The following is a 13,739-nucleotide window of genomic DNA, read 5'->3' on the forward strand; positions in this document are numbered from 1 at the left end:
CGACCGGCTACTTATCGCTTTGCTACCGCTGGAACCCTTGTTCTCGGCCCCCGGTATCAGTTCGCAGCCAGTGCAAATCGCTGTAGAAACGAGTATAGGCGACCCTGTCAAAGAACTCCAAGATCTGGATCGCGCGCTTGCGACCTAGCCCTGTGGCGTCACGAAACGCAATCGCACTAACGCCGCTTTCCCGCTGTGCCGCGAGTTGCGCAATGATGTCGGCCAACCTACCCACCGCGTCAGGACTATAAAACAGGTCGCGCACCACCTGAAACAGCTCGCCCTGACGCGTAAGCTTGCGCAAGGTCTCGCGTACCGCGTCCTCGCCTGCACCGCTCGTGCTCGACAGATCCCGTACCCACGGCGGATCAAAGCCGCCCGCGACGAGCAGCGGCAGCAGCGTATCGGCAAGCGCGCGCTCGGCTTGACTCAGCGTGGGCAGATGCTCGGGTAAATGCAGCCACGGACCGCCGCGCTGCACGGTGCCCTGCGCGAGCAGCGCATCGAGCCGCGCGCGCCAGATCGGCTCGGGCAGCAGCGGCGCAACGATACGATGCAGCCTGGCGCTGGCGGGCCCGAGCTCATCAGGTGAGCGCGTATGAAACTCACTTAGTGCACCGACAATCTCGGCACCGAGCGCCTCCCAATGTGCGGGGAGAAACAACCAAGCATTGGCGCCGTCGACCACCGTTTGAGTATCGGCAGGCAGGTTCAGCCGCGGCGCCGGCAAGCCGCTCAGATGCATCGCCAAGTCACGCGACAATCCATGAGGTGCCACCTGCAACAGCGGTGTGAGCGAGCCGTGCTCGAGCAGCGCTGCAAGTGCATCGAGCCAAGCCCGTCTAGCCGGAGTGCGACGCCTGCGAGCCGGCCCAAAAGGATCGAGCACGCGCCCACCTCCAACCGTACGTGTCGCTTGCGCGTTGCGCGCGATAAAGCGATCGCCAGGCTGGCAGCAAAGCGGCGTTTCAAACACCAATTGCACGCGCGCGGTTTGCCCCGGCACCAACACGTCGCCGTCCAGCAGTGCGACACGCGCCAGATGATGCGCGGCACCCATGTGCACATGCAGTTGCGCCCAGTGACCCAGCGGTGCATGGGCATCGTCCAGCAACGTGAAGTCAGTATCGATGCGGGTCGAAGTGGCCGCGGCCCGCTGATCGACAATCCAGTCGCCCCGAGCGATCTGCTCGCGCTCGATCCCGCTCAGGTTGAGCGCACAGCGCTGGCCGGCGTGGCCGCTTTGCGCGGCGCGGTTTTGTGCATGGATGCTGCGCACCCTGACCGGCAATCCGGCCGGCGCGAGCACCAGCATATCGCCCTGCTCGACGCATCCGGCCAACACGGTGCCGGTAACCACCGTACCATGCCCGGCCAGCGTGAAAACGCGATCGACAGCGAGGCGGAACAACCCGTCGTCGCGCCGCTGCTGTGCGTGGCCCGCGGTGTCGTCCAAATACGCCCGCAATGCGGCGACACCGGGGTCCTGCGCTGCGCTCGCGTTCAACGCGAAACGCGGCGCGGCGGCTAATGCGCTGCCGGCAAGGAGCGCGTCGAGCTGTGCATGGACCTCCGCAAGCCGTGCGGCATCGACGCGGTCGGTCTTGGTCAGTGCGAGCGCGCCTGCGCCGACGCCCAGCAGTTTCAGGATGGCCAGGTGTTCGACGGTTTGCGGCATCACACCGTCATCGGCTGCAACCACCAGCAGCGCGAAATCGATACCGCTGGCGCCCGCCGCCATCGCGTGGATGAAACGCTCGTGCCCGGGCACGTCGATGATGCCCAGCACCTCGCCGCTGGCAAGCGGCGTGTAGGCATAACCAAGCTCAATTGAAATGCCCCGTGTCTTCTCTTCCTTCAGACGATCGGTATCGACGCCGGTCAGCGCACGCACCAGCGTGGTCTTGCCGTGGTCGATATGACCGGCCGTACCGATGATCATTGCGACAGCTTCGACAGTTGCCCCAGTTGCGCCAGTTGTGCCGCAAACTCGGCTTCTTCGTCAGCCTCAAGGCAGCGCAGGTCGAGCTGCAATGCGTTGTCGGCGATGCGACCGATAACCGGACGCGGCAGTGCGCGCAGCATGGCTTCGAGCCGCGACAGCATGCGCCCGCCCGGCTTGCCGTCGGCGCGCCGCACTACCAAGCCGGCGCTGGGCAATTGATCGATCGGCAGCGCACCGCTGCCGATCTGACTGAACATGGCCACGCTTTCCACCGCGTAATCGCTACCCAGCACCTGCTGCAACGGCGCTTGCAGGCGCGCGGCCGCAGCCTGCATCTCGGCAATCGGGCGGGTCAGCAACCGCAGCGTGGTGAGCCGTTCGCGCAGGAGTTCGGGTGCGCGATATAACTGCAGCACCGGTTCGAGCGCGGCCAGCGTCAGCTTGCCTACGCGCAACGCGCGTTTGAGCGGGTGTTTCTTGATCTTGGCAATCAAGTCGGCGCGGCCGACGATCAGGCCCGCTTGCGGGCCGCCCAGTAGTTTGTCGCCGCTGAAGGTGACGAGGTCGGCACCGGCCGCGAGAGTATCGCGCACGGTGGCTTCGCGCGGCAGCCCGTAGTCGCCCAGGTCGACCAGCGTGCCGCTGCCCAGATCGACCGCCAGTGGCACGCCGTGTTCGCGCGCGAGCGGCGCGAGCTGCTCGATCTCGACGCTGTGAGTAAAGCCCTGGATCGCATAGTTACTCGTGTGCACCTTCATCAGCAGCGCGGTGCGCGAACCGAGCGCCTCTTCATAGTCGCGCAGATGAGTGCGATTGGTGGTGCCGACCTCGCGCAGCTTCGCGCCCGCGCGCGACATGATGTCGGGAATGCGGAACGCGCCGCCGATCTCGACCAGCTCGCCGCGCGACACGATCACCTCGCGGCGCGGCGCAAGCGCAGCAAGCATCAGCAACACCGCCGCAGCGTTGTTGTTGACCACGGTCGCAGCCTGCGCGCCGGTCAGCTCGCACAGCAGCTCCCCTACCAAGTCGTCGCGGTCGCCACGCGCACCGCTGGCGAGATCGAATTCGAGGTTGACCGGGCGTGTCAGCACATCGACCACCGCTCGCACCGCCTGCTCGGGCAACAACGCGCGACCGAGGTTGGTGTGCAGTACCGTACCGGTCAGGTTGAAAACGCTGCGCAACCGCGGCCGGGCGCGCTCCTGCAAGAGGCTGCAGGCGCGCTCGGCCAAGGTCGGATCGTCGGGCACGACGGATTGCGCGCCCGAGCGCAGTGCGCCGCGCAGTGCCTCTAGCACGGCACGCACCGCCGCGAGTGTCTGCGTGCGTCCGTAGACCTCGCTTAATTTTCGGCACGCCTGCCCGGACATGAGCCGCTCGACCGACGGTAAGTGCGCCAGCGTCGACGCTGGCGCTGGCGCAGCCGTAGCCGCTGTCGTAGTCGTAGTCGTAGCCGCACCCGCAGCCGCCGTCACCGGCATCGGTGCGACATCTCCGACACGCGTATCGACCTTGCTCATGTCTCGTCTTCCTGCCCGGCTGCGGGCCACAAGAATGGATGCGGCGCGCTGCGGCGGTAGCCGGCTTCGTTCATCAGCAGATCGAGCGTCAGGCTCGCGAGGTCGTCCGAGTAAGGCTCAACATCGAACGCCTTGTCCTGGTAGAAAATCTTGCGATAGGTATGACAGTGTTCGCACGATTCCGCTTTGGCCCAGTCGGGCTGGCCGTCGATCGCGTGATAGAGGATGCCATGGGTCGAATCGCAGTGCGTGCATTTGACGCGGACCACGTGCGATTCGGTTCCGCACAGTCCGCACGCGACGAATCGGTAGCCCTGGTAAATGCCGCCGACGCGCACCACGCTCGCGACCGGCTGTGTACCGCAGACAGGGCACAGGCCGACGGTGTCGAGGTAAGGCACCTGCGCTTGCGTCAAGCGGCTTGCCAGATCGGTCCACACCACTTGCAGCGCGGCCATGATGAACGGCGCGCATGCGTTGTCCAGCACTTCGCCACCGGGCATGAGCAGTGCATCAGCCTCGCGTTCGAGCGCGCTTTGGTCGAGCGCTCGCAGTCGCGCGAACGCAGCGGCGAGCGGCGGCGGGATCTCACTGCTCGCTTCCAGATGCGACAGCAGCGACGCCAGCACATCGCGCCAGGCGGGATCGCGTTGCGTAGTGCGTGCCGGCAGGATGGGCATCGAGTGCTGCTGGGCGCGCGTGATCGACTGCGCATCGACCGCAGGCGCAGTGAATCGGGCTAGCGTGTCATGCTGAGCCTGCGCCAGGTTGGCCATCAGCCGCAGGTAGTCGCCGATCGGATGGGTGTCGGTTGCCAGCGTGCGCAAGCGCTGCGCGCGCGAAGCGAATAGGTCGGCGCGCTGCGGCAGCCGTATTCGCGGGATCGCCGAGTGGTCGATTGTCTGTATTTCGTTGGGTTCGAGAATACGCTGCAAATCAGCCCCCACTCAAAAGCTGTACTAATCACGCGGCGACGACCTGACGATGGAGCGGAACCAACGCCGATGATGCTTGCGCGCCCAGCCAAGCGTCACGGTGCCGCGTACCATCGCGCCTATCGAACCCTTGACCCAGATCCCCGCATAGATGTGGATGATGATGCTCGCGATCAGCACAAAGGCCACAGCCGCGTGGACCACGGCCGAAAAGCGGATCACGCCAATCGGGAAATACGCCGAAAAATAGCGCCGCCAAATCACAATGCCGCTGGCAAGCAACAGCAGCAAGCAGACGATCAATACAAAGAATAGCAGCTTCTGGCCGGCGTTATACCGGCCCACTTCCGGTAGATCGTCTTCGCGGTTGTTCACCACGTCGCCGATCTGCCGGAGCCACTGGACATCATCGCGATCCAGCACGTTGTGACGCCAAAAGCGCAGCGCCAGCAGCGCGAACGACACGAACATCACCAGCCCGATAAACGGATGAAGAATGCGTGTCCACTGACCGCCGCCGAACAACGCGGACAGCCAGAACATCGCCGGATGGAACATCGCGAGGCCGGACAAGGCGAGCAACACGAAGCTGATTGCCGTGATCCAGTGGTTGGTGCGTTCGTTGGCGGTATAGCGCTCGATCAGTTCGCGGTGTTCGCGATCGTACTTAACGTTGTACTTAGTGTCGTCCTTATGCATCGTCGTGCTCCCGCTCATGCTCCCGTTCACGCTTCGCCTCGTCTTCCGCGGCCTGCTCATCGACCTCATCGACCTCGTTCGGACCGATCCGGGTGTAGTGGAAGAAACCCGTCAGCGCAGTCAACGCCAGGGCGGCCAGCGCAAGCGGTTTCGCCACGCCCTTCCAGATCCGCACCATCGGGCTGATCCGCGGGTTATCCGGCAACCCGTGATACAGCGAGGGCTGGTCGGCATGATGCAGCACGTACATCACGTGCGTGCCGCCGACCCCCTGAGGATCGTACAGGCCGGCATGCTCAAAGCCGCGCTCATTGAGGTCGACGATCCTGTCCTGCGCCTGCTGCGTCATGTCCTCCTTGGTGCCGAACATGATCGCGCCGGTCGGACAAGCCTTCACGCAGGCCGGCTCCTGGCCGACCGCGACGCGATCGGAACAGAGCGTGCACTTGTACACGCGATGGTCCTTCTTCGAAATGCGCGGCACGTCGAACGGGCAACCGCTGATGCAATAGCCGCAACCGATGCAGTTTTCCTCGTGGAAGTCGACGATGCCGTTTGTGTACTGGACGATCGCGCCCGGCGAAGGGCACGCCTTCAGGCAACCCGGGTCTTCGCAATGCATGCAACCGTCCTTGCGGATCAGCCATTCGAGGTTCCCATTCGGGTTCTCATACTCCGCGAAGCGCATCACGGTCCACGAATGCTCGCTGAGGTCGCGTGGGTTATCGTAGACACCGGTCGTGATGCCGATTTCATCGCGCAAGTCGTTCCACTCCATACAGGCGGTCTGGCACGCCTTGCAGCCGATGCACTTGGAGACGTCGATCAGCTTGGCGACCGTGCCGGTCACCGGCTCGCGCACGACGGGAGGTTGCACCGTAGTGGCCGACATGCGCTTGATATCCAGCGATTGCAGAGCCATATCCTGCCTCCCTCCCCTTATGCCTTCTCGACCTTGACCAGGAACGATTTGAATTCCGGGGTCTGCGTATTGCCGTCGCCCACACACGGCGTGAGCGTGTTGGTGAGGTAACCGGGCTTGGTCAGGCCTTTGAACCCCCAATGCAGCGGCATGCCGACGGTCTGCACCTTTTTGCCATCCACCATCAGCGGCTTGATGCGTTTGGTCACCACCGCAACGGCGACAATAAAACCTCGCTTGGACGAGACCTTGATCATGTCGCCCGCCACCACGCCCACCTCGCGGGCAAGGTCCTCGCCAATTTCGACGAATTGCTGCGGTTGGATGATCGCATTCAAACGCGCATGCTTGGTCCAGAAGTGGAAGTGCTCGGTAAGCCGATAGGTGGTGGCGGTATGGGGGAACTCCGCGGCTTTGCCGAAATTCCCGCGATCGTCGGGGAACACGCGCGCGGCCGGATTATTGATGGCCTCGGGATGATCCAAGTGCAGCGGGTTATAGCCCAACGGCGTCTCGAACGGCTCGTAGTGCTCGGGGAACGGTCCTTCTTCCATATGAGCGCGGGCAAAGAAACGCGCCACGCCTTCCGGGTTCATGATGAACGGTCCCATACCCAGGTCGGGTGCCTCGTCCGCCTTGTAGTCGGGAACGTCCGCGCCGCTCCAGGCGGAACCGTTCCAGCCGATCAGCTTGCGGCTCGGGTCGAACGGTTTGCCTTTGGCGTCGCAGGACGCCCGGTTGTACAGAACCCTGCGGTTCGCCGGCCACGCCCATGCCCAGTCGAGGGTCTGGCCGATGCCGGTCGGATCGCTGTTGTCGCGGCGCGCCATCTGGTTGCCCTCCTCGGTCCAGGCGCCGCAGAAGATCCAGCAGCCGCATGCGGTGCTGCCGTCGTCGCGCAACAGCGCGAAGCCGGGCAACTGCGTACCGGCTTTTGCGAGTACCTTGGTCGCGTCTTTCGGATCGGTCAAAGCGCTCAGCGCACGGCCGTTATATTCGCGGGCCAGTTCGTCAGGGCGTGGGCTCAAAGGATCGGCATAGGGCCAACTCAGGTTGACGATAGGCGCCGGGAAGGCACCACCCTGCTGCATGTACATCGTACGTATGCGCGTGTAGATGCCCGACATGATATCGAGGTCGCTGCGCGCCTCGCCCGGCGGCTCCGCGCCCTTCCAATGCCATTGCAGCACGCGCGACGAACTGACGATCGAGCCGTCCTCCTCGGCAAAGCACGAGGTCGGCAGGCGGAATACCTCCGTCGGGATCTTGGACGAATCCACGTCGTTGTGCTCGCCGTAGTGCTTCCAGAATTCGGACGTCTCGGTCGCGAGCGGGTCCATGATCACCAGCCATTTCAACTTGCTTAAGCCCTCGATGGACTTGGCCTTGTCCGGTGCCGATGCCAGCACGTTGAAGCCCTGGCAGATATAGCCGTTGAGCCGGCCCTGCACCATCAGCTCGATGGCCTGCAGCAGGTCGTAGGATTTGTCGAGCTTGGGCAGGTAATCGTAGCCCCAGTTGTTTTCCTTGGTTGCCGCATCGCCCCACCACGACTTCATGAAGCTGACGAAGAATGCAGGGTAGTTCTGGTAGTAGCTGAGCTGGTTCGGCCGCAACGGCTTGAGCGTGCGTGCGGCGATGTAATGTTCGTAGTCCTGTTCACTTTCCATCGGCAGCGTCATGTATCCGGGCAGCGAGTCGGTCAACAGCCCCAGATCCGTCAGGCCCTGGATGTTGGAGTGCCCGCGCAGCGCGTTCATGCCGCCGCCGGCGATGCCGATATTGCCCAGCAGCAGTTGCACCATCGCGCCGGTACGGATCATCTGCGAGCCTACCGAGTGCTGGGTCCAGCCCAGCGCGTACATCACCGTGGCGGCCCTGTCCGGCGTAGCCGTGCTGGCCATCATCTCGCACACGTGCAGGAACTTGTCCTTCGGCGTGCCACAGATCCGCTCGACCATCTCCGGCGTGTAGCGCGAGTAATGCGCCTTCATCAGCTGATATACGCAGCGTGGATGAGCCAGCGTCGCGTCGGTCTTCACGTAGCCGTCGCTGCCGAACTCGTAGTCCCAACTGGCCTTGTCGTAACTGTGCTGCTCAGCGTTGTAGCCCGAGAACAGACCGTTCTCGAACGTGAAATCCTCGCGCACGATAAAGCTGAAATCGGTGTAATTGCGCACGTACTCGTGCTGCACCTTGTCGTTTGTGAGCAGGTAATTGATCATCCCGCCCAGAAAGGCGATATCGGTGCCGGTGCGGATCGGCACGTAATAATCTGCGACCGACGCCGTGCGCGTAAAGCGCGGGTCGACCACGATCAGGCGAGCTTTGCGATGCGCCTTGGCTTCCACGACCCATTTGAAACCACACGGGTGCGCCTCGGCAGAATTGCCGCCCATGACCAAAATTACGTCCGTGTTCTTGATGTCGACCCAATGGTTCGTCATCGCACCTCGGCCAAACGTCGGGGCAAGACCTGCCACCGTCGGGCCGTGTCAGACACGTGCCTGGTTGTCGAACGCCAGTATTCCAAGACTACGCATCGCCTTGTGGGTTAAATAGCCCACTTCGTTGCTGGCAGCGGACGCCGCCAGCATACCGGTGGTCACCCAGCGATTGACGGTCTTGCCATCCGCCGTCTTCTCGACGAAATTGGCGTCGCGGTCCTGCTTCATCAGCTTCGCGATGCGGTCGTAGGCGTCGTCCCAGGTAATGCGCTGCCATCGGTCGGAGCCCGGTGCGCGGTACTCCGGGTATAGCAGACGGGTATTGCTGTGGATCATATCGAGCAGGCTGGCGCCCTTCGGGCATAGCGTGCCGCGATTGACCGGATGATCGGGGTCGCCCTCGATATGGATGATGCTGGATTTCGCGTTTTTTGCGCCGTCGCCCAAGCTGTACATCAAAATGCCGCAACCTACCGAGCAGTAGGTACACGTATTACGCGTTTCCGTGGTGCGTGTGAGCTTGTATTGGCGGACTTCGGCGAGCGCCGGGGCTGGAGAATAGCCCATCAAAGCCAAACTCGACCCCGCCAGAGACGTTGCCGAGACCTTGAGAAACTGTCGCCGAGTCATGTTGAGCATGAGACAGACCTCCAGCTATATCCGGAACTATCATCATAGGACAATATTTCGCGGTATGTGCTCGTCTTCGCCCTGGCCTAACCGAATCTACGACCGTACCAGCCCGCGCGCGAGGTCGCCGCTTGTGGAAACCTCGCGCGTCGAGAAACTAACGCGCTGCGCGCAGCTTAATGTGAGTCTGGATTGAACCCGTCGTCGAGCGTCTTCACGAACGCGATGATGTCGTGAATTTCATCATCGGTCATGGCCGGTTTGTCGCCGAGCTTGCGATCGAACGGTGCGTCGAGAACATCCATGTTCGCCTGGTATTGCGGCGGGATATCGTTGTACTTGAGGACCTTGCCCGAGGCGTCGTGCGGATAGATTTTTTCCGGATTGGTGTTACGCAGGTTATAGAAATCCATCACCTGCTGGAGCGTGGTGTAGACGGCGTTGTGGAAGTACACCGGACGCTTGGATGAATTACGCAGCGTGGGCGTGAGGAACATCCCGCAGTATTGCGTCTGGCTTGCAAGGTCCGTGCGGTACGGTCCGCAGATACCCATGTCGAAGTATTTCGGATCCTTGTTCTCCGCCAGCGCCGGATTGCGCGGCGCACCGAGCGCTTCGTACTGGGTATCGGTGAACAACGGCGGCAAACCGTCGCGACCGGGCTGGCTCAGGTGACAGCCGGCGCAATTGGCTTTGTCGGGGTCGTTGAATAGCTGCATACCGTGCAACTCGGCCTGGGTCAGGCGCGTGCGGCCTTCGAGCCAGTAGTCGTACTTGCTGGTGAACTCGTGAAACGATTGGTCTTCGACCTGATACCTGCCGACCGCGGACATCGCCTCGGCGACCAGCATATCAGGCTGGTTGAGGATGTTCGGGCCAAACAGTTGCTTGAACAGGTCGTGATACTTCGCTTGCGCAAGCTTGCGTGCCACTTCGTCCTGGCTGGTGTTGGCCATTTCCACGGGATTGAGCAAGGGGCCGTAAGCTTGCGACTGCAGCGTGTCGGCGCGGCCGTCCCAGAACAATCCGCCTTGCGGCACTACGGCCGGTGCAGCGGGCGCCACGCCGGCGGTCTTTTGCGACCGGGTGATCCCCAGTGCCTGCGCCGCCGTGTCGGCAAGGCTAGGCGGCGGGGCATCATTGTCCGCGGCTTCGGGGCCTATGCTGAACGACGCCTGGCGATACAGATAAGCGAGCGACGGAGGTGGCCGGTATCCGGGCAGCGTCATATGGGGGCCGCCAAGCTGCACGGGAAACGCGTTGGGGGGGCCGTATGAACGCTGCGGACTGTGGCATGACGCACAGGATTGAACACCGGACGCCGAGAGCGAGGTGTCATAGAAAATTTCTTTACCGAGCGTCGCCAGCGCGCTCAATGGCGCGGTGGGTGGTCGCATCAAAACGACCGGGCTCGGATTGGCGCCAGTCAGGTTCTCGACTGCGAGCCCTACAATGGCCGGCACTTTTGCCGGGTAAGCAAGCGCATAGGCGCTGAACGCGACCAGCGCGAGCACCACACCGAGGCCACCCCACAAGGCGATGCGGCGACGTGGCCGCTTGACGATATCGGGAGCAGGTTTGCCTGTGAGAGTTGGGTTCGACGGTGGGACGGCATTCGAGCGATCGGTCATGGGAATAGTCAGGTCAATCAGGTAAATCGGTGAGTAATAAAGAAGTCGAGCCAGCAAACTAGCTGGCTCGACAGCACGACGATTATCAGGTGCCTCCCATCGGGCGTGACATGGTGCGGCTTATGTCACACCCGAGCGGGGGCCTTAATAACGGTCAGTTGAACTGCGCCGTCGGCAATGCCGGGGCTGCCGTCAATGCGGTACCCAGGGTCGGGTCCAGGAACAACGGAGTGGTGTTGGGCGTGCCTGCGAAATTGAACATGCTCATGATGCTGCCTGCGGAGGCATCGAAGGAACCATTGCCGATCCGCGTGCCGCCCAGCCAGTTGTCTTCGATGAACCTCGTGACGGACGCTTGGGTAATTGCCGTGTTGTCCACGAAATTCGCCTTGGCCCACGGCGAAATCACGATGAACGGTGTACGCGTACCCGGGCCGCATCGGCCGTTGACCGCAGAGCCTGCTACACCCAGCGGTTGCGTGGTGCCCGTACCCGTGGTCGCGCTACAGGTACCCGCGGAGACCAGTTGGTCAGCGAACAAATCGAACGAAGCGCTGGTCGGCGGCGTGAACTGATGGTCATACCAGCCATCCGAGTCGTCGTAGGCGACGATCACGGCGGTGTTCTTCCAGTCCGGCTGCTGCTCCAGGAAGTTGACCACCTTGGTCACAAAGGCCTGTTCGTCGAGCGGGTCCGAGTTGCCCGGGTGTGCATCCTGGACGGCCGGGGCCTTCAGGAAGCTAACGGACGGGAAGTTGCCGGCCTCCACTGCGGCGAAGAAGTCTTCCGTATCGTACTGGTGATGAACCGCCGTTGCCTGCGTGCTGTCCTTCGGATCGGTAAAACCGACCAACGCGAGTGAAGTCGGGCGGGAGTGCGCAAAGTTGGCCGTGCTCGGGTAGTACTGGAACCACGCGTGATGTTGGACGTAGTCCGTTTCTGTCGCGTTCAGCACCGACGAGAAAGTCGAGCGGCTGCAGCTCGTGCTGCCGTTGGGGTTAATGAGCGAGAGATTGAAACCGCCCATGAAGCCGCCCCACGTGATGTTCTGCGCATTGAGCAGGTCACCGATATTCTTGTTCGAGGCCGACATCTGCCCGACGACTTGGGTAGCGGAGTCGTGCAGGATGGTACAAGCGTCTTGCGCCGGATCCAGGTCACCGACCATCGTGAAGCCGCCTACGCCGTCTGCAACGACCGACGCGGCTTGGTTCAGCGAAGTGCCGGTGAGACCGTCTTCAGTGGTACCCGCAGCGTTGGTGGCGGCTACCGAATAGGGCACCTGGCTACCGGTGATGGCGGTGCCGCCGGCTTGGCTCAAGATCACACCGTTGTTCTGCCCGGAGACCACTTCAATCGCGCCCGGCGTCGACGGGCCGAAGGTGCCCGTGTACGCGTTCTGGTTCATCGCGTAATGTTGCGCATAGTTCCACAGCGCGGTAACCGTGTTGCCGTCGAAGTAGCCCATCACCATGCCCTTCGTACCGAACACACCTGCGCCAAGCGCGGTCGCCTTACCGGTATTCACCGGGAACGCGTCCATCAAGCCGTTGTCTTCCGCTTTCTGCTCGGGGGTGTAGCTATGGTTCTGGCTCGCCGTGTTTGCTTGGGCGCGGTCGATACGGAACGGGGTCGCTTGAGCGGCCGTCAAAGGAATGCCAAGGTTGGCCGCATTGGTGCTGTTCGGGTTGCCGCCTACACCCGGATTCAGCAAGTTGGGCACGGTGGACGGGGTAGCCGGCGTCAAGCCGTTGACCGTGGGCGTTCCGGCGGCGGCCGTGAACACCGGTTCACCGGCCAGGTTCGACGCAGTCGGATAGGTAGCGAAGTAATGGTCGAACGATTCATTTTCACCGTAGACAACCACCACGTGCTTGATCGGCGTAGCCGTATTCAAAGCATCTTGTGGCGAGACGGTGGGCGTTGCGGCCGCTGGCGGGGCGTTGTTGTTGTCGCCGCCGCAAGCGGCTAGCGCAAGCGTCATCGCGGTAAGCGATAAAGGTAAAAAGGCTCTACGAAACATGTTTTCACTGCTCCAGATTCTAAGTCGCTGTTCGGCATTTCCGCGCAGGCCGCACGCGGCAATGCAGGGGGAATATTTATTGTTGGAGGTGCAGCAGGCCAGACATACCACTTGAAACTGAGCGCATTGAATCATCGGAGGATTAATGTTTCGGGACACTTCCCTTTCTAATGCCTTTCGAAGATCGACAATATCGAAAACATAAAAAAAGCCCGCTTAAAGCGGGCTGTATGTAATTTGAGTGTGTTAAACGCGTGGGAAGCAATGTCGGAAATCTTCGCAACCGGGACAGCCCGGCGCGGGACCCGGCTCCAAACCCAAGGACAGCGCAAGTTCACGCGCCAGGAATTTCTTCCAGCGCAACTGATCGACGTTGCGCGCGACCAGTGCAGGAAAATAACGCACCAACATCTCTGTGACATCCTCTCGACCGTTGAGACCGAGGTCGCGCCACAGATGGTCAGGGCGCAGGCATGCGTGCGCGATGATGCTTGCCAGGCACGCCGCGTCTTCCTCGCGCACTGAAGCGCCGATGTGGGTCAGCAGCAGCTCGCGTAGCTTGGTGACAAAGTCCATCTGCTCCACGGCTTGGATTACCACGCGCTGCGTGGCCGGCAGTTGCGATAGTCTCGGTAGTGGCGCGTTCCGCCGTCCGATCACGGCAATTGGCGCACGAGCACGCATGAAATGCCGTTTGCACAATGCGCTTAGGTCATCGTTGGTCATGCCGAGCAAAGGTAATTCATCGCGCGCTTCACGCGCTGCAATCAGCTTCGCAAACAAAACAGCGTCCGGCGCATGCGCGTCGGTGGCACCCGCCATCAGTTCGCTCACCCGTACCGCGCAAGCAGACGCTGCATGGATATCAGCAACCGCCCTCGTGCTCCTGATGGAAATGTCTTCGGACATGGTATCGACGCCGCAAGCGTAAAGTGGATAATGCGTCATCTATCATACGCTTGGCGCGACCGCCGGCATCCCTAT

At 62.1% G+C, this 13,739-nt stretch carries 9 protein-coding genes; all 9 read right to left on the reverse strand.

Annotated elements, in window-relative coordinates; genetic code table 11:
• Positions 1–22 precede the first annotated feature (22 nt).
• The 9 genes from selB to GSQ77_RS19565 all read right to left on the reverse strand — a co-directional run bounded on the left by selB (position 23) and on the right by GSQ77_RS19565 (position 13,577).
• A complete protein-coding gene (gene selB, locus GSQ77_RS19525) occupies positions 23–1,942 on the reverse strand; it encodes a selenocysteine-specific translation elongation factor (RefSeq protein ID WP_158904432.1) in 1,920 nt (639 codons plus the stop codon).
• Positions 1,939–3,468 (reverse strand): L-seryl-tRNA(Sec) selenium transferase, encoded by a 1,530-nt coding sequence (gene selA, locus GSQ77_RS19530; RefSeq protein WP_301951174.1) that lies wholly within the window; start codon positions 3,466–3,468, stop codon positions 1,939–1,941. The genes selB and selA overlap by 4 nt, the downstream gene beginning before the upstream one ends.
• On the reverse strand, positions 3,465–4,403 hold the full coding sequence (gene fdhE, locus GSQ77_RS19535; RefSeq protein ID WP_158904433.1) for a formate dehydrogenase accessory protein FdhE: 939 nt from the start codon (positions 4,401–4,403) through the stop codon (positions 3,465–3,467). Before fdhE ends, selA begins: the two co-directional genes overlap by 4 nt.
• 24 nt (positions 4,404–4,427) lie before the next feature.
• Entirely contained in the window at positions 4,428–5,102 is a 675-nt protein-coding gene (locus GSQ77_RS19540) for a formate dehydrogenase subunit gamma (protein WP_158904434.1), read from the reverse strand.
• Positions 5,095–6,024, reverse strand: a complete 930-nt coding sequence (gene fdxH, locus GSQ77_RS19545; RefSeq protein ID WP_158904435.1) for a formate dehydrogenase subunit beta — start codon at positions 6,022–6,024, stop codon at positions 5,095–5,097. The genes GSQ77_RS19540 and fdxH overlap by 8 nt, the downstream gene beginning before the upstream one ends.
• Before the next feature lie 17 nt (positions 6,025–6,041).
• Positions 6,042–9,110: a formate dehydrogenase-N subunit alpha gene (gene fdnG, locus GSQ77_RS19550; RefSeq protein ID WP_158904436.1), complete on the reverse strand. Its 3,069-nt coding sequence runs from the start codon at positions 9,108–9,110 to the stop codon at positions 6,042–6,044.
• A gap of 167 nt (positions 9,111–9,277) precedes the next feature.
• Complete coding sequence (locus GSQ77_RS19555) at positions 9,278–10,732, reverse strand: cytochrome-c peroxidase (RefSeq protein WP_158904437.1); 1,455 nt, start codon at positions 10,730–10,732, stop codon at positions 9,278–9,280.
• 154 nt (positions 10,733–10,886) lie between these two features.
• Positions 10,887–12,755 (reverse strand): phospholipase C, encoded by a 1,869-nt coding sequence (locus GSQ77_RS19560; protein WP_158904438.1) that lies wholly within the window; start codon positions 12,753–12,755, stop codon positions 10,887–10,889.
• 246 nt (positions 12,756–13,001) lie between these two features.
• Positions 13,002–13,577 (reverse strand): nitrogen fixation protein NifQ, encoded by a 576-nt coding sequence (locus tag GSQ77_RS19565; RefSeq protein WP_158906366.1) that lies wholly within the window; start codon positions 13,575–13,577, stop codon positions 13,002–13,004.
• Positions 13,578–13,739 lie beyond the last annotated feature (162 nt).

It is taken from the genome of Burkholderia sp. L27(2015), from assembly GCF_009765705.1.
GTDB lineage: Bacteria > Pseudomonadota > Gammaproteobacteria > Burkholderiales > Burkholderiaceae > LMUX01.